Raw genomic sequence first — 16,042 nt, 5'->3', positions numbered from 1 at the left:
CGTTTCGCCCTAAGACGAGGGATTTCATGGAACGTTCAGGTTTGTTCGGCTAGGATTGGTTCTGGAACAACAGATGAAGGAGCGAATATGACATTCGGTCAGCAGCCCCAGAACAACGGGCAGTACAACCCGCAATACAATACCCCCGACTACAACGCCGCCCAGCAGGCAGGATATGGACAGCAGTACATGCAGGGCGGATACGGCCAGCAGGCAGGATACGGACAGAACTACGGCGCTCCCCAGGGCGGACACCAGTTCGGCATGAACTATCAGAACGTCCAGCAGCAGTACCAGTACGCGCAGCCGCAAGGTGCCGGCGCAGGCGCGGCCGCCATCAACACCACGATGACCTACAACGTCGAAGAGGCGCGACGCGTTTCCGTCAGCAAGGTCTATGGCGAGATGACCATCGGCCTGATCGTCACCGCCATCGTGGCTGTGGCCGGACAGGTCACCGGCGCCTATTACAGCTTCCTCATGGCCACCGGCATGATCGGTCTCATCGGCCTGTGCGTGGCACAGGTCGCACTCGCCGTGGTGCTCGGCATGCGCGTGACCAAGATGAAGTCCTCCACCGCCCGTGTCATGTTCTACGTGTACGCGGCACTGATGGGATTCACGCTGAGCTCCATCTTCATGGTCTATGACCTCGGCTCCATCGGCCTGGCGCTCGGTATCACCGCCGCGTTCTTCTTCGCCCTCACCATGTTCGGCATGACCACCAAGATCAATATGCTCAAGGCCGGTCCGATTCTCATGGTCGGCCTCATCGTGCTCATCATCTCGCAGGTCGTGCTCATGTTCCTGCAGGTCGATGGCATGACGCAGATCGTCTGCGCCATCGGCTTGGTGCTGTTCGCCGGCATGACCATCTACGACGCGCAGTCCACTCGCGCATTGCTCACCGAATACGAGGCGCAGGGGCCGGAGATGGTCAAGAAGATCTCCATCCTGTGCGCGTTGAACCTGTACCTCGACTTCGTGAACATGTTCCTCTACATCCTCCAGTTGCTCGGCAACCGCGACTGACGCCATCCTGTGAGGCTCACTTCTCAACCCCCAGTGCGATGAGGTGGGCATCTCAACCCACAGTGCGGTACAGCAAGCCCGACCACAATGTGGCCGGGCTTTTTCATGCCCGACACAAACGCGAGTTAGGTTGGTGCCCCATGAGAAGACAAGAGCTTATGGGTATGTTCTGCCTGTTGTTGACCGCGCTGATCTGGGGTTTCGCGTTCGTGGCGCAGGTACAGGGCATGGATTCCATGTCGCCGCTGTTCTTCAACGCCAGTCGATTCACGTTGGGCGCGCTCTCTCTTGTGCCGATTCTGATTTGGCAGCGCTGGCGGGGGCGTGTGGGATCGTCCGTCGCCGCCGTGGATGATGCAACGACTGCTGCGGGGGTTGCCGGAGCCGACAGCGTCGAGATCGGAGGCTCTGCGGATGCTGACTCCGGGCGACCTGTTTCAGTGTCGCCGGATACGTTAGAAGACGCATCCGCGCATGGCACGCACGCCGTGCCGTTCTGGGCGGCATGGCTCGCCAATCCAATCGTGGTTTCCGTGCTGTGCGGAGTGGTGCTGTTCACCGCGAGCACCCTGCAGCAATACGGCATCCTCTACGGCAAATCGGCCGGTCGGGCCGGATTCCTCACCGCCCTGTACATCGTGATGGTGCCGCTGCTGGCTTTCGTGTTCCTCCGCCGTCGTATCGGCATTCTGGTCGGCGCGGCCGTGGCGTTTGCAGTCGTGGGCTTCTACCTGCTGTGCGTCACCGACGGGTTCGGCTCCATAGGCTTTGCGGACATCCTGTTGCTGTTCACTGCCGTGCTGTTCGCGGCCCATATCCTCATCATCGACACGTTAGGCTCCAAGGTGAACGCCATCGTCCTGTCGTTCGGCCAGTTCTGCACCACTTCAGTCCTGAGCTGGATTGGCTCGATGATTGAAGGCTCGGTGGATTGGGTCGGGGCGGCGCATTCCTGGCTGCCGATTCTGTATGCCGGCATTGGATCGGTGGGCATTGCCTACACCTTGCAAGCGGTGGTGCAGCAGTGGGTGCCGCCCACGCGGGCCAGCCTGCTGATGAGCCTCGAATCGTTCTTCTCGGCCGTTGGTGGTGCGATCTTCCTCGGCGAGGTCATGACCCCGCGCGGCTACCTCGGTTGCGCGCTGATCTTCTTCGGCACGCTGCTGGCTCAAGCCCCCGCCAAACTCCCGAAGTTCCTGGACAGCAGAAGGGCTTCCTAAGTTTGGTTGTCGGCGGTGGATGCGGCGTATCTGGTCGGCCGGAGCCGCTTCATGATGTCCTTATGTCCACGCCACTGTCCACGCCATCCTGCCTGCATGTCAATCCGAGGTCTTCGGTGCCTCTCCCACCTGAGGCGCGCCATTGATGTCGCGATGGATGTTCTGCATCTGCACCTCGATGTTCTGCAGGCTGCGCGAGCAGTCCAGCAACGTCTGCGAATGCTCGTTGAGCTTGGTGTCCGGCAGGTCGGTCTTGTATCGGAGCGCATGCTCCAGTGACGCCCAATAATCCATGGCGATGGTGCGGAACTGCACCTCCACGGGCGTGTAATGCGCGCCCGAGGAAAGGAACACCGGCACCGCGTAGATTACGTGCAGCGAACGGTATCCGTTCTGCTTGGGTTTCTTGATGTAGTCCTTGACACGGAGCACCTGGATGTCGGACTGCGAAGACAGATAGTTGGATACGGAATAGACATCGTCCCGGTAATTGCAGATAACGCGGATGCCCGCCACGTCGAACAGGTTGTCCTTGATGGCGTTGACGCTGACGGGCAGCCCTTTGCGCTCCAGCTTGCCGATGATGGAGTTCACCGATTTCAGTCGGCGCTCCATGTGGTGAATCGGATCATGGCTGAAACGCACCTGGAATTCGTCGTCGAGAATCTCCAGCTTGGTGCTGATCTCATACATCGCTCCCTCGTAGACCTGCATCAGATCGATGAATTCGGTGATCTGATTGGCGTCGAAGCTGCCTCCGGGCAGGTCGAGCATCTTCAGACGGGCGTTCAGGTCGGCGGTGTTGAGACGGTTATGACGGTCAAGTATCACGACCACCAATATACCGTTCCTGCTTGTCGTGGACTGAATGCCGGCGCACAATCTCCTCAAGTCGCACATGCTTATCCGATCGTGGCCCACAGGTATCCGCAAGTATCCCGGATCCGTCTGCGTATTCGATACCGGACAGGATCCTGTCCGATGATGTTCGGTGCTGCCTGATGCTGTTCGGGGCGGGCGGTCTCGATGCCGTAGGTCATGGGCATACCTGAAATTGCCGCGGCATTGTCTCCATGACGAACCCACTGGATAGAATCGCACCTTATGAATGAAGACATGATGACCGAGGCGGAGCGCGTCTCGATTGAGGCTGACGGTGCGGAAATCGCAGCAGGGGAGCGCGGCAAGGGCGTATTTCATATCCATACGCTCGGATGCCAGATGAATGTGCATGATTCCGAACGCATCGCCGGCGTGCTTGAGGCCAATGGATATGTGCCGGCCACCCAGGAACAGATCGATTCCCATGATTTCGACGTGATTGTGCTCAACACCTGCGCGGTGCGGGAGAACGCCGCCGAACGCATGTACGGCACGATCGGCCTGTTCAACCGCATCAAGATGCAGCGGCCGAACCTGCAGATCGCCGTGGGCGGATGCATGGCCCAGCTCGACCGGGAGACGATCGCGAAGCGGAAGCCGTGGGTGGCCGCCGTGTTCGGCACCAAGAACATCGAGGATCTGCCCAGACTGCTGGAGCAGAATCGCGTCACCGACAAGCCCCAGGTGCGGGTCAGCGACAAGCTCGAGGAATTCCCGAGCGACCTGCCAGCCGCCCGCGCATCCCGCGTCAGCTCCTGGGTGGCGATTTCCGTGGGCTGCAACAACACGTGCACCTTCTGCATCGTGCCCACCACCCGCGGCAAGGAGAAGGACCGTCGCCCCGGCGATGTGCTCGCGGAAATCCGCCGGTGCGTGGCCAATGGGGCCAAAGAGGTGACGCTGCTCGGGCAGAACGTGAACTCCTATGGGTACGGTATCGGCGACCGTTATGCCTTCAGCAAACTGCTGCGCGCCTGCGGTGACATCGAGGGGCTGGAGCGCGTGCGGTTCACCTCGCCCCATCCGGCGGCGTTCACCGATGATGTGATCGCCGCGATGGCCGAGACCCCGAACGTGATGCACCAGCTGCATTTCCCCCTGCAATCGGGGTCGGACCGCATTCTGCGCGCGATGCGCCGGTCGTATCGTTCCGCCAAGTTCCTCGACATCCTTGGCCGTATCCGCGCCGCCATGCCGGACGCGCAGATCTCCACTGACATCATCGTCGGCTTCCCCGGCGAGACCGAGGAGGATTTCCAGGCCACGTTGGACGTGGTGCGCAAGGCGCGGTTCTCCACCGCGTTCATGTTCATCTACTCGCCGAGACCCGGCACGCCGGCGGCCTCCATGCCTCAGATTCCCCGTGACGTGGTGCAGGAGCGTTTCGACCGTCTGGTGGCTCTGCAGGAGGAGATCACCCAGGAGAACATGGAAAGCTTCGTAGGCCGTGACGTCGAGGTGATGATCACCGGCAAACTCGGGAAGAAGGACAATGACACGCATCGCGTCACTGGGCGCGAGAGAACCGGGGTGCTGGTGCATATCGGCGTGCCGCAAGGGCAGCCGGTACCGGAGATCGGCGATTTCGTGACGGTGACCGTGACCCACGCCGGACGGCACAATCTGCTGGCGGACCCCGAACTCGCCGCAGGACAGACATATTCGGTTCGCCACTAGTGGTCCATCTCGTAATTGGTTGATTGGTGCCGGCCCCCTCTGACGGACCGTTGCCGTGAAGCAAACAGCGGAGCTGTTTGTAGGCAACGTGCGAGCCGACAGGCGAGCCAGCAGGCTGCGCGTGGAGCGCGTCCCTGATTGCAGGACGGGCCGTCAGCGAAGCTGACTGGGGGGGAGAAAAAGCTGAATCTCTCAATTATTTAAAAGACAGACCACTAGTTTGTACGTTGGCTCTCCTCGTTGAGGGGAGCTGTCCGCTGTGAAGCGGACTGAGGGGAGTGAAGAGGATTATGCAAGCTCCACGAGTCGTTTCCATAGTCGGCCCGACCGCTTCGGGCAAAACAGGTCTCGGCATCGCCATCGCCCAACGACTGGCGGCGCAAGGCGAACGGGCCGAGATCGTCAACGCGGATGCCTATCAGATGTATCGCGGCATGGATATCGGCACCGCCAAGCCGACCGCCGAAGAGCAGGCTGCGGTGCCGCATCATCTTATCGACATCATTGATCCCGAAGAGTCGATGAGCGTGGCCCGTTTCCAACAGCTCGCCCGCGAAGCCATCGCCGACTTGCAATCGCGTGGCGTCAGGCCGATTCTCGTCGGCGGGTCGGGATTGTATGCGCGGGCGGCCATCGATGACATCACCTTCCCCGGCACCGACCCCGACGTGCGCAGGAAATATGAGGAGAGGGAGAAGACCGAGGGCTCAGGCGCGTTGTTCGACGAACTCAAAGCCAAGGATCCTGAGGCCGCTGCGCGAATGGACCCGCATAACCCCCGTCGCACCATACGGGCGTTGGAGGTCATCGAGCTTACAGGACAACCATACTCGGCGAGTCTTCCGCGGTATCGGTATGTCATCCCATCGGTGCAGATCGGTTTGGACCTGAGCCGTGAGGAACTGGATCGGCGCATCGATCTGAGAACCAAGCAGATGATGACCAACGGTTTCGTGGAGGAGGTGCGGCGCCTACGCCCGCATCTTGGTGCCACCGCCGTGCGTGCGCTCGGCTATCAGCAGATCATCGACCTGTTGGACGGCATCTGGGACGAATACGACGCCTTTGCCGATATAGCCCAGAAGACCAAGCGTCTCGCACGCAAGCAGATGGGCTGGTTCGGCCGTGATCCACGCATCCATTGGCTTCAGGCGCTGAATCCGAAGCTTGTCGACAACGCGATGGCCATCATCGCCCATGCCGATGCCGGCGATTACGATCCCATCGATGCACAGGCTGATGCCTATGTTCAACACCATCTGGGGGACATCGCCTCAGCCTGAAACACCCTACTCTGGCTTCCTGCTCTGGCTTCCTCTGACGAGGGAGCTGTCAGCGAAGCTGACTGAGGGAGAGATCGCAGCCGTTAGGCGGCATACATTCAGTGCGCAGGGCCCTGATTCCAGCCGGAGATCAAAAACACGCGCGTCGGATTCGCCGGACGCAGCATCGCCTCGAACATGCGCTCGAATGCGCTGATGTCGCCACGGTAGGCGGTATGTTTGGCCGCACGGTATGCCTCACGTGTCACCATGCCCCAGTCGAGATCCCATCCCGCGTCATGCGCGAGACGGGAGCCGAAGATGCGCAGCACCATCGCGTTGCCGCCGCGGAACGGGTGCAGATAGCCCAGCTCGTCATATATGACCGAGAACTTGTGGACGAACACATCCCTGTCCAAGGCATGCAGATTGCGGTTGTCCGCCAGCTCCATCGCGATGTTGTGCGCCCCGGTCTCTATGAGTCCGGCGGGGAAAAAGGCCTCGGGATTGTTGGCGCGGGCGCGGTCATTGGTGATTTCGCGCGTGGTGTTCGATGTGCGCAGTTTCCCGGCGTCATCGAACACTCCCTCGAACAGGCCTCGGTGGATCGCCACAAGCTCATCCAGATCGCCGGAGGGATTCCAACGCCGTTCCGCCAGCAGCACCGTGCGCGCAAAGACCGCGTCGGCACGGTTCGCGGCATGATCGTCAAGGCTGCCGTCCGACAGACGGTTCTCGCCGTTCGGCCCAAGGATGTTCAGGCGCATGGCCGTCTGCTCGTCGGCCACGTCGATGAGATGGCTCACATCCTGGACGCCCTGCTCATAGGCGGCCGCGGCGCGCATCGTCGCTTCGCCCGGCGTCATCGCCTCCAGTGCGCAGTTCCTGAGTGCAAATGCGACTGCGCTCGCACGCTCTGCGGGTGTCATGGAACCCATGATAAGCCATGAAACATGTCATACGGCGACATGAACCCCCGTACATGTAGAATCAGACGCGATATGGCACGTACAGCATCCTCCAATAGCACACAATCCCGCAAGACCCGTGGCGGTGGCAATACCTCGACGCATGACGGGGAGACCGCAGTCCAACCGGAACTCGACGCGGAGCCTGAGCCGCTATGGCATAAGCTCCTGCTCGCTGTCCCGCGTGCGCTGGGTTCTGGCGTTCGCGCCATCGCCGGTGTGGGGGAATACGACCCGGCATATCGGCGTGACGGTTTGTGCTTCATGCTGCTCGTTCTCGCCATCCTCTTCTGCGCTTCCGAATGGTTCCGCGTCAATGGGCCGTTTGGGCAGTTCCTGCATGCCCTGGCCTCCGGCGTGCTCGGCGTGATGAGCGTTGTGCTTCCGGTGTTGCTGGCCGCTGTGGCAATTCGGCTGATGCGCAACTCGGGCCAAGGTTCAAGCAACCCTCGCGTGATCACCGGATGGGCGTTGCTGATGTGGTCCATCTGCTCAATCATCGATGTGGCCCTCGCCGCGAATCATCCCGGCTTCGATATCACCGTGCTGCAATCCGCCGGCGGTCTGCTCGGGTTCTTCCTGGGCTCGCCGCTGGCGTGGGGGCTGTCCTCAGCGTTCGCCATCGTGGTGTTCGTGGTGTTCGGCCTGTTCTCCGTCATGATGATCACCGGCACCCACGTCACCGATCTGCCGGAGGATGCGCGCAAGCTGATGGCGTTCATCCAGCGCAAGCCCTATGCGCCCAAGGGACAGGATGCGGATGACGGCGACGATGACCGCAGCCAGTTCCCCAATGAGGTGCGTGTCGGCGACACCACGCTGGCGTTCGCGGATGGCGTGCCGACCCATAACGGTGACGATGACGAGGAGAGGAAAGACGCATCCCCGTCCAAGCCTGGTTTCTTCACACGGCTTTTCGGTCGCAAGCCCAAAGACGAGGGCGACAAGACACTTGACCGGTATGCCGCCGACGACCCCTTCGACCGGGCGGCGAGCCGGCATGGGGCCACCGCCGAAACACCGGTGGTGGATCCCTCCACCGGTGAGATTCTCGGGGAACATGACGGAGGGCGCACGGTTGCGTCATCCTCCTATGATGGCCGTCCTCATGTGGCAGGTAACGCGCCGTTCGCCGATGATGCGGCCGATGCCGCGACTGTTGCAGGCACCGTGCCCGTCCTGCCTGGTGCGGCCGGCGCCGTTCTGCCGCGGGTGGTCGCCAGCGGCAGCGGCACAGTGGCCATGCCTTCCAGCGCGGGCGGTTCCGGTACTGCGGGCGGTCCCGGCGGCACTACAGCGATGCCGTCCGGTACCACAGCGGACAATGACCCCTGGGCCCCCAGTGCCTTGCAGGCTGCCGGAGCCGCGGCTGTTGTCGCTGCAGGTGCCGCGGCCGCTGGCGCGAATGCGACCGCTCCCTATGCCGGGGCCGACGCGGATGGCAGCGGCGTTGGACAGTCCGGTGCGGTTGCGGATGGCGAAACCGGCACCGATGACGACGCGAATCGTCCCTACCAGTTGCCTGACCTGAACCTGCTCGCCAAAGGCCAGCCCCATGCCATGCGCACCCCGGCCAACGACCGCGTGATTCGGGCCTTGACCTCCACATTCGAACAGTTCAACGTGGATGCCAAGGTGGTGGGCTTCCTGCGCGGCCCGTCGGTGACCCAGTACGAGGTCGAGCTTGGCCCCGGCGTCAAGGTGGAGAAGGTCACCAATTTGCAGCGCAACATCGCGTACGCGGTGGCCAGTTCGGATGTGCGTATCCTGTCTCCGATTCCCGGCAAATCCGCCATCGGCATCGAAATCCCGAACGAGGACCGCGAAATCGTGCATCTAGGCGACGTACTGCGCTCCGATAAGGCGGTGGGCGACCCGAACCCGATGCTCACCGGTATCGGCAAGGACGTGGAGGGGCACTTCGTCACCGCCGACCTGACCAAGATGCCGCATTTGCTGGTGGCCGGCGCCACCGGTTCCGGCAAGTCCAGTTTCATCAACTCGATGCTCACGTCCATCATCATGCGTGCCACGCCAGAGCAGGTGCGTCTGATCATGGTGGATCCCAAGCGTGTCGAGCTGTCCGCGTACGCGGGCATCCCGCATCTGCTGACCCCGATCATCACCGATCCCAAGAAGGCCGCACAGGCTCTGGAATGGGTGGTCAAGGAGATGGATTCACGCTATTCCGACCTGGAATACTTCGGCTTCCGCCATGTCAAGGATTTCAACGAGGCCGTGCGCGCCGGCAAGGTGCATGCGCCGCTGGGCTCCAAACGCAAGGTGGCACCCTATCCCTACATCCTCGTGGTGGTCGACGAGATGGCCGACTTGATGATGGTGGCCAAGAACGATGTGGAAAGCTCCATCCAGCGCATCACGCAGCTCGCGCGAGCCGCCGGCGTGCATCTGGTGCTCGCCACGCAGCGCCCGTCCGTGGACGTGGTGACCGGCCTGATCAAGGCCAACATCCCCTCGCGTCTGGCGTTCGCCACGTCCTCGGCCACCGATTCGCGAGTCATCCTCGATACCGTCGGCGCCGAGACACTGATCGGTCAGGGCGACGCCCTGTTCCTGCCGATGGGTTCCGCGAAGCCGATTCGTGTGCAGGGGTCGTGGGTGTCCGAATCGGAGATCCGCAAGGCAGTGGAGTTCGTGCGCACACAGCGCAAACCGAGATACCGCGAGGACATCGAGGAGATGGCCAAGGAGGTGGAGAAGAAGAACGGCATGGAGCCGGATGAGGAGATCGGCGACGATATGGACGTGCTGCTCCAGGCCGCCGAGCTCGTGGTCACCTCCCAGTTCGGTTCCACCTCGATGCTGCAGAGGAAGCTGCGCGTGGGCTTCGCCAAGGCAGGACGTCTCATGGACCTGCTCGAGACCCGTGGCGTGGTGGGCCCGTCCGAAGGCTCCAAGGCCCGTGAGGTCCTCGTGCAGCCCCAGGACCTGCCGCAGGTCCTCGCGTTCATCCGCGGCGAGACCAGCTCGCTGAACCCTTCCCAGCCAGCCCAGGGCGAGCTCGGCGAGTAACGGCTCGGCTTTTCAGAGCAGCTTTCAGCTTCCCTTTACCTAACGTAGAAGTATGGGGGTAACGTGAACATTATGACTAATGAAGCAATGGACAAGCAGGGCACACCCAAGGCCTCCATCTTCGACGGATGGAACGCGGCGCCGAACCTGGTCACCTATTCGCGCATCGTGCTGGTGATCATCTTTCTGGTGCTGGACGCTCTGGCCGGTGAATGGGGCGCCGACAACCTGACATTCCGTTGGATTGCGGCGGTGTTGTTCATCATCGCGGCGTCCACCGACAAGATCGACGGCTGGATGGCCCGCAAATACAATCAGGTCACCGAAATGGGCAAGCTCATGGACCCTATTGCGGACAAGCTGCTGACCTGCGGTGCCATGATCGTGTGCTCCGTGTTCGGAGAACTTGGTTGGTGGGTCACCATTCTGTTCCTGATTCGTGAGATCGGCATCACCGTGATGCGCTTCTTCGTGATGGAGCGTCCGGGTGGCAAGGTCATCGCCGCCGCATGGCCCGGCAAGCTCAAGACCGTGTTCCAGTGTGTGGGCCTGTCCATGCTGTTGCTGCCGATGTGGGCTCTGGACGGCAGTGCCACCACTCCGCTGTGGCTCACCGCCTACTACTTCCTGACCTACACGGTGATCTATGTGGCTTTGGTGCTTTGCCTGTACTCCGGTGGCGTGTACCTGTACAACACCTTCGTGGCCCCGAACAAGCGCTGAACGATGAATGCCGATGACCTTGCTGCAGCCGTATTGGCGATCTGTGAATCACGCGGTGTGAAAATCGCCTGTGCCGAATCGCTGACCGGCGGTCTGCTCGCGGACGCCTTCGTGCGTGTTCCCGGTGCATCCCGCGTGTTTCTGGGGTCGGCGGTGACCTATGACATCAACGCCAAGGCATCCATCCTTGGCGTTGACAAGGCATTGCTCGACCGCGAGGGGGCGGTGCACCCCGAAGTGGCCCGCCAGATGGCGGTGGCGACGGCGAGGCTGTATGACCAGCCGGACTATGCAGGCCATGTCATCGGGCTATCCACCACCGGTGTGGCGGGTCCCGGCCCTGATGGCGACAAGCCGGCCGGATTGGTATATGTGGGGTTCCGCATACCGCGAGACGTTGCTGCGGATCGAGGCGAGCATGTCGAGGCGATGGAATTGCGGCTTTCGGGCACTCGTGAGGGCATCCGCCATGCCACCGTGCTGCATATGCTCGAGCGGCTTCGTGCGTGGCTCGGATAGTTGGGTTGCCTGTTCCGGGGACGATTCGGCATACTAGGTTGCGGTTTCGGTGGCCGTTTCACCGGCGAATGACCGATGCGATACACGCCTTAAGCAAAACCTGAGTCTATTTACAGCAACTTTTCAGGAATAAAACCCGTGGTGCATGGTGTTGAACTGTATGGAAACACTGAACAGGCCTGGAAGGGGGCTAAGGCGATGGAAACGATGACGCGGGCGGATGAGCAGATGGATGTTGCCGTCAAGAACCCGATGCGAGTGCAGCCGGGCGTTGCCCGTATGCGGGAACTCACCCCGGCCCAGCGCCGCGCGGTGATGTTCGCGCAGCAGCAGGTATTGAAGGCACAGGCCGCGAAGAAGGCCCGCGATGAACGTGCGGCAGCACGCGAACGTATGTGGCAGGACGAGGAGGCCGGATACGCCAAGTCCCGCCCTGCGGCTGTGCAGAACGTAGCTGCCGAATCCGAAGCGCATGACGTGTCGCTGCGTGAGGCTATCGGTCACGTGCTCCGCGATTTGCGCACACGCGACCGTCGCACGTTGCGCGAGGTGTCCGAGAAGGCAGGCGTCTCTCTCGGCTACCTCTCCGAGGTGGAGCGCGGCCAAAAGGAGGCCAGCTCCGAACTGCTGAGCTCCATAGCCGATTCGCTTGGTGTGAGCACTGCACAGATGCTGCGCATGGTTGCCGACTATCTTGACTCGGTCAATGAGCGGTAATCATTTGTGAGGCTGCTGTGGGGCCTGTGACGGTGGTATTCGTCACAGGCCCTGTTGTATGTTGCCGGATATTCGCCGGGTCGTGGCACACTTTCGGGTATGCGTGAACGTGAATTCTGGGAATTGCTCGAAGAGGTGTTCGGCCGCAGCTATGGCCGCTCGCTGGCCCGCGATCAGCGCATGCCCAAATTGGCGAATATGACGGTGCTTGAGGCGCTCGACGCTGGGGAAGAACCGCGGGTGGTGTGGAACGTGCTATGCGATCAGATGGAAGTTCCTGATTCGAGGCGCTGGGGGCACGACCACAATGCTCCACCGATGCCGGCCGCATGAGGCGTGTTTTCGGCGTGTCGCACAAGAATTCGAACAGATGTTCGTATGTTGCTCTATAGTTATCCACAGTGAGATGAAGCCACAACCGTGTGCATGGCGGCGCTGACCTGAAGTAACGCCTTACGGCAGTAGGGCTGTCGCTCTGAGGAGGGGCATGGGCCACGAAGCTGGAACCACAGAGGTCCGTCGGGCTTGCCGCATGAGGTTGCTCTTGCATACGGTGGGAGTGACCAACCGCTTACGACTTCGATAAGGAGAAGATCATGGCACAGGAGACCAAGTCGGCACCGCAACCAACCGGTGCTGCCGAACACGAGCTCGATCCCAAGCGCAAGGCCGCGCTGGATGCCGCGTTGGCGCAGGTCGAGAAGAGCTTCGGCAAAGGTTCGGCGATGCGTCTGGGTGACAGGCCGGAACAGAACGTCGAGGTGATTCCCACCGGTTCGCTAGCGCTTGATATGGCGCTGGGCATCGGTGGGTTGCCCAAGGGGCGCATTGTGGAGATCTACGGTCCCGAATCCTCCGGCAAGACCACATTGGCATTGCATGTTGTCGCCAACGCCCAGAAGAAGGGCGGTGTGGCCGCGTACATCGACGCCGAGCACGCGCTTGACCCTTCCTATGCGCGCAAGCTGGGCGTGGACACCGATTCGCTGATCGTCTCCCAGCCGGACAACGGCGAGCAGGCGTTGGAGATCGCTGACATGCTGATCCGATCCGGCGCATTGGACGTCATCGTCATCGATTCGGTGGCGGCATTGGTGCCGAAGGCCGAGATCGACGGCGATATGGGAGACAGCCATGTCGGCCTGCAGGCCAGGCTCATGAGCCAGGCGTTGCGCAAGATGACTGGCGCGCTGTCCCAGGCGGGGACCACCGCCATTTTCATCAACCAGCTGCGTGAGAAGATCGGCGTGTTCTTCGGCAACCCCGAGACCACCACCGGCGGCAAGGCGTTGAAGTTCTACGCTTCGGTGCGCATGGACATCCGCCGTATCCAGACCATCAAGAACGGGGACGAGGCCGTGGGCAACCGCACCCGAGTCAAGGTGGTCAAGAACAAGATGGCTCCTCCCTTTAAGTCCGCTGAATTCGACATGCTCTACGGCGAGGGCATCTCCCGTGAAGGGTCGGTCATCGACATGGCCCAGCAGGTAGGCGTGGTCAAGAAGTCCGGCTCATGGTTCACCTATGAGGGCGACCAGCTCGGCCAAGGACGTGAGAAGGTCCGGCAGTTCCTCAAGGACAACCCGGCGATCACCGAGGAGATCGAGAACAAGGTCAAGGCCCAGTTCGGCCTTATCGCGCCATCCGACCAGTTCGCAGAGGACGAGGAGGCCGCGGCAGCTGCTGCTGCAAGCGAGGCTGCTGCCGCCGATGAGGCCAAGGACAGCAAGGCGGCGGCCGCACGGCAGAAGTCGGACAAGACCGCGGAGAAACCTGCCCAGACGGCGGCCAAAGACGCCACCGCGAAGGTCTGACGCGCGATGATCGATGCCGCTGAATTCCTTCAGCGCAATCCTGCCGTCCTCGGACATGCTGTACCAGGGAATGCAGGAACAGCTGAAGCTGAGGCGTCTGCCGTGTCATCGGCCCCGGATTGTTTACGACACTCACTGTTCGGTGGTGCTTCGGAAAGATGCCACAGGAGCGCATCAGCCGGCGGGGCGTCGGCTGATGCGCAGGCTCCGAATGCCCCGAATGAGGATGAGGACGCATGCCGGGAGGCGGCGTTGAGGCTGCTCGATGCCGCTCCCCGGTCATCCGGGGCATTGCGAGACCGTCTCGTCGGCAAAGGATATGCCGAAGACGTCGCAGACCGGGTGATAGCACGGCTGATTGAAGTGCGGCTGCTGGATGACCGCGAGTACGCCGAATCGGTGGTCCGGATCTGCGCCAACCGCATGATGGGGCGGCGCGGCGCAGCCATGGAACTTGCCCGCAAAGGCGTGGATCGCATGCTGGCGTCGCAGGTGACCGAGGAGGCCGAACAGAACGGCGTGTTCGAGGAAGCGGCGTGGGAATTGGGGCGTAGTGTGGCGCGCAAGACGCAAGGCCTCGACCGGCAGGTGCGTCAGCGTCGCTTCTGGGCCGCGGGTGGACGCAAAGGGCACAACCCGGCCATCCTTCGAGAAGTTGCTGCAGAACTGTTGAGATAGCTGCTGATTTCCATGTGGTCCTCTCTATAGGGAGAGTCGCCGGCATGGCTGTTGCCGAAGTGCGATAGAGGTTTGCCGTCGATTGGCTCCTCGAAGCGACCGTGGTTCTTCTCCATGCCGTATGTATAATTGCAGGCTTGAGACCTCTTGATGGCCGCGGCCGTGATCTTCATTGGGATCGGCTGAGGAACTTCCGGGCTCCATAGAGCACGATGGCGGATAACGTCCGCCCAGGGTGACCTGAGAGATAGCGCAGCAGAGAACAGACCGCCCGTCCTCGACGGGTAAGGGTGAAACGGCGGTGTAAGAGACCACCGGGCCGCTGGTAACAGCAGGCCGCATGGCAAGCCTCATCGGGAGCAAGGCCAAGCAGATGGCGGTAAGGGCTGCTCGCCCGTGTCATCGGGTAGGCTGCTAGAGCCTGTCGGCGACGTCAGGTCGAGATGGATGGCCATCCGTGCAGCGCATTCGCGCGGCACGACAGAACCCGGGGTATAAGGGGTCTCATATCATCTTTTCCCGTTTTGCCGATGGCGCTGTGTCCAGCTTAGTGTCCAGCTTATAGAGCGGATTGTTTCACGAAGGTTTGTGGAAACAAACATATTGCTTTGAGCGAGCAGTCGGGCGCGTTGCCGATTGTTTACGCATTGTTCGTCTACAATGAAACGTATCCAAGCGGTGATGTTGCCGTTTGGACCCACATATAGCGGGTGAAACCGCTTGAGTCACTAGGAGGTCAACATGGAAATCGTCGTTACCGGACGTCACACACAGATCAAGCAAAGGTTCCGTGATGTTGTCGAGTCCAAGATGAATCGTGTGACCGCAATCGCCCCGGATGCACAGCGCGCGCAGATCGTGCTGACGCATGAGGGCAACCCGCGTCAGGCAGACACCGCCAAGCGCGTGGAAATCACCGTTATCGCGGGTCGTACCGTGGTTCGCGCCGAAGCCTCCAGCACGGATGAGTTCAGCGCATTGGACATGGCGCTCGACAAGCTGACGCTTCGCCTGCGTCGTACCCGCGATCGCCGCAAGGATCATCGTCGTGGATACACCAACCCGGTGCCGGTCGATCTGGGTGCCGCCGCTCCGGAGCCGGAGGTCGAGGAGGCCGAGGAAGAGCCGAACAACAGCCCGGCTGCCGCCGTCGCCTCCGATCTTGGCCCCGGCGAATCCGTGGAAGTCCAGGTTGGGGATACGCCGATCGTCATTCGCCGCAAGCTGCACATCGCCGAGCCGATGAGCATCGACGAGGCGCTGTACGAAATGGAGCTCATCGGACACGATTTCTTCCTGTTTGTCAACAAGGACACCGGTCGTCCGTCCGTGGTCTATCACCGTCACGGCTGGAGCTACGGCGTGTTCGAGATCGACACTCCTGAAAACGTCAAGAAGGCCGAGGCCTGACGCTGAAGCCCGATAAGGCAACAGCCGAATAGCAGGCAAACAAGATAAGCCGCTTCCCACCAACGGGAGGCGGCTTTTTCGTAATCTGGTCGAAAAAATGCGTGGTT

14 protein-coding genes and 1 other RNA gene are annotated in these 16,042 nt (G+C 61.4%); 13 read left to right on the top strand and 2 right to left on the bottom strand.

Going from position 1 to position 16,042, the window contains the following annotated elements; all coding sequences use genetic code 11:
- Positions 1 to 87: 87 nt before the first annotated feature.
- Together BW09_RS05820 and BW09_RS05815 are read left to right on the top strand one after the other, a co-directional pair.
- Complete coding sequence (locus tag BW09_RS05820; protein ID WP_140462360.1) at positions 88 to 1,032, top strand: Bax inhibitor-1/YccA family protein; 945 nt, start codon at positions 88 to 90, stop codon at positions 1,030 to 1,032.
- 164 nt (positions 1,033 to 1,196) lie between these two features.
- Positions 1,197 to 2,252 carry a DMT family transporter gene (locus BW09_RS05815; RefSeq protein WP_140462447.1) on the top strand — a complete coding sequence of 352 codons (1,056 nt, stop codon included), beginning with the start codon at positions 1,197 to 1,199 and terminating at the stop codon, positions 2,250 to 2,252.
- 99 nt (positions 2,253 to 2,351) lie between these two features.
- Here the strand turns inward: BW09_RS05815 and BW09_RS05810 are convergent, their stop codons facing one another.
- Positions 2,352 to 3,092: a GTP pyrophosphokinase family protein gene (locus tag BW09_RS05810; protein WP_181161778.1), complete on the bottom strand. Its 741-nt coding sequence runs from the start codon at positions 3,090 to 3,092 to the stop codon at positions 2,352 to 2,354.
- A gap of 264 nt (positions 3,093 to 3,356) precedes the next feature.
- On the opposite strand from BW09_RS05810, the gene miaB reads away from it, so the two are divergent.
- On the top strand, positions 3,357 to 4,811 hold the full coding sequence (gene miaB, locus BW09_RS05805) for a tRNA (N6-isopentenyl adenosine(37)-C2)-methylthiotransferase MiaB (protein WP_181161777.1): 1,455 nt from the start codon (positions 3,357 to 3,359) through the stop codon (positions 4,809 to 4,811).
- A 290-nt stretch (positions 4,812 to 5,101) separates the two neighbouring features.
- Complete coding sequence (gene miaA, locus BW09_RS05800) at positions 5,102 to 6,094, top strand: tRNA (adenosine(37)-N6)-dimethylallyltransferase MiaA (RefSeq protein WP_140462358.1); 993 nt, start codon at positions 5,102 to 5,104, stop codon at positions 6,092 to 6,094.
- Between the two features lie 98 nt (positions 6,095 to 6,192).
- On the opposite strand, the gene BW09_RS05795 is transcribed toward miaA, so the two are convergent.
- On the bottom strand, positions 6,193 to 6,939 hold the full coding sequence (locus tag BW09_RS05795) for a Fic family protein (protein ID WP_258185010.1): 747 nt from the start codon (positions 6,937 to 6,939) through the stop codon (positions 6,193 to 6,195).
- A gap of 135 nt (positions 6,940 to 7,074) precedes the next feature.
- Here BW09_RS05795 and BW09_RS05790 point away from each other — a divergent pair, with 135 nt between their 5' ends.
- From BW09_RS05790 to hpf, 9 genes are all read left to right on the top strand, one after another.
- Positions 7,075 to 10,074, top strand: a complete 3,000-nt coding sequence (locus tag BW09_RS05790; RefSeq protein ID WP_140462356.1) for a DNA translocase FtsK — start codon at positions 7,075 to 7,077, stop codon at positions 10,072 to 10,074.
- 87 nt (positions 10,075 to 10,161) lie between these two features.
- Positions 10,162 to 10,797: a CDP-diacylglycerol--glycerol-3-phosphate 3-phosphatidyltransferase gene (gene pgsA, locus BW09_RS05785; RefSeq protein ID WP_044088856.1), complete on the top strand. Its 636-nt coding sequence runs from the start codon at positions 10,162 to 10,164 to the stop codon at positions 10,795 to 10,797.
- 3 nt (positions 10,798 to 10,800) lie between these two features.
- A complete protein-coding gene (locus BW09_RS05780) occupies positions 10,801 to 11,316 on the top strand; it encodes a CinA family protein (RefSeq protein ID WP_140462355.1) in 516 nt (171 codons plus the stop codon).
- A gap of 198 nt (positions 11,317 to 11,514) precedes the next feature.
- A complete protein-coding gene (locus BW09_RS11280) occupies positions 11,515 to 12,033 on the top strand; it encodes a helix-turn-helix domain-containing protein (protein ID WP_044088858.1) in 519 nt (172 codons plus the stop codon).
- A 99-nt stretch (positions 12,034 to 12,132) separates the two neighbouring features.
- Positions 12,133 to 12,366, top strand: a complete 234-nt coding sequence (locus BW09_RS05770) for a DUF3046 domain-containing protein (RefSeq protein WP_044088859.1) — start codon at positions 12,133 to 12,135, stop codon at positions 12,364 to 12,366.
- Positions 12,367 to 12,629: 263 nt separating this feature from the next.
- Positions 12,630 to 13,847, top strand: a complete 1,218-nt coding sequence (recA, locus tag BW09_RS05765; RefSeq protein ID WP_223847858.1) for a recombinase RecA — start codon at positions 12,630 to 12,632, stop codon at positions 13,845 to 13,847.
- A gap of 6 nt (positions 13,848 to 13,853) precedes the next feature.
- Positions 13,854 to 14,525, top strand: coding sequence for a regulatory protein RecX (locus BW09_RS05760; RefSeq protein WP_140462354.1), 672 nt, complete (start codon positions 13,854 to 13,856; stop codon positions 14,523 to 14,525).
- A gap of 138 nt (positions 14,526 to 14,663) precedes the next feature.
- Positions 14,664 to 15,036, top strand: an RNA gene (gene rnpB / locus BW09_RS05755) — RNase P RNA component class A.
- Positions 15,037 to 15,266: 230 nt separating this feature from the next.
- Positions 15,267 to 15,935 carry a ribosome hibernation-promoting factor, HPF/YfiA family gene (hpf, locus tag BW09_RS05750; RefSeq protein WP_140462353.1) on the top strand — a complete coding sequence of 223 codons (669 nt, stop codon included), beginning with the start codon at positions 15,267 to 15,269 and terminating at the stop codon, positions 15,933 to 15,935.
- Positions 15,936 to 16,042: the final 107 nt, after the last annotated feature.

Origin of the sequence: Bifidobacterium sp. UTCIF-1 (assembly GCF_006408915.1) — a bacterium.
Classification (GTDB): Bacteria; Actinomycetota; Actinomycetes; order Actinomycetales; family Bifidobacteriaceae; genus Bifidobacterium; species Bifidobacterium reuteri.
The sequence above is the reverse complement of the archived record's forward strand: the minus strand, read 5'-3'. Positions and strand labels throughout refer to the sequence as shown.

What these genes read in the sequence shown, in the direction of transcription:
- BW09_RS05820 (WP_140462360.1), top strand. Translation starts at nt 88, where the DNA reads ATGACATTCGGTCAGCAGCCCCAGAACAACGGGCAGTACAACCCGCAA.
- hpf (WP_140462353.1), top strand. Translation starts at nt 15,267, where the DNA reads ATGGAAATCGTCGTTACCGGACGTCACACACAGATCAAGCAAAGGTTC.
- BW09_RS05815 (WP_140462447.1), top strand. Translation starts at nt 1,197, where the DNA reads ATGTTCTGCCTGTTGTTGACCGCGCTGATCTGGGGTTTCGCGTTCGTG.
- BW09_RS05760 (WP_140462354.1), top strand. Translation starts at nt 13,854, where the DNA reads ATGATCGATGCCGCTGAATTCCTTCAGCGCAATCCTGCCGTCCTCGGA.
- pgsA (WP_044088856.1), top strand. Translation starts at nt 10,162, where the DNA reads ATGGACAAGCAGGGCACACCCAAGGCCTCCATCTTCGACGGATGGAAC.
- BW09_RS05790 (WP_140462356.1), top strand. Translation starts at nt 7,075, where the DNA reads ATGGCACGTACAGCATCCTCCAATAGCACACAATCCCGCAAGACCCGT.
- BW09_RS05795 (WP_258185010.1), bottom strand. Translation starts at nt 6,939, where the DNA reads ATGACGCCGGGCGAAGCGACGATGCGCGCCGCGGCCGCCTATGAGCAG.
- miaA (WP_140462358.1), top strand. Translation starts at nt 5,102, where the DNA reads ATGCAAGCTCCACGAGTCGTTTCCATAGTCGGCCCGACCGCTTCGGGC.
- BW09_RS11280 (WP_044088858.1), top strand. Translation starts at nt 11,515, where the DNA reads ATGGAAACGATGACGCGGGCGGATGAGCAGATGGATGTTGCCGTCAAG.
- miaB (WP_181161777.1), top strand. Translation starts at nt 3,357, where the DNA reads ATGAATGAAGACATGATGACCGAGGCGGAGCGCGTCTCGATTGAGGCT.
- recA (WP_223847858.1), top strand. Translation starts at nt 12,630, where the DNA reads ATGGCACAGGAGACCAAGTCGGCACCGCAACCAACCGGTGCTGCCGAA.
- BW09_RS05780 (WP_140462355.1), top strand. Translation starts at nt 10,801, where the DNA reads ATGAATGCCGATGACCTTGCTGCAGCCGTATTGGCGATCTGTGAATCA.
- BW09_RS05770 (WP_044088859.1), top strand. Translation starts at nt 12,133, where the DNA reads ATGCGTGAACGTGAATTCTGGGAATTGCTCGAAGAGGTGTTCGGCCGC.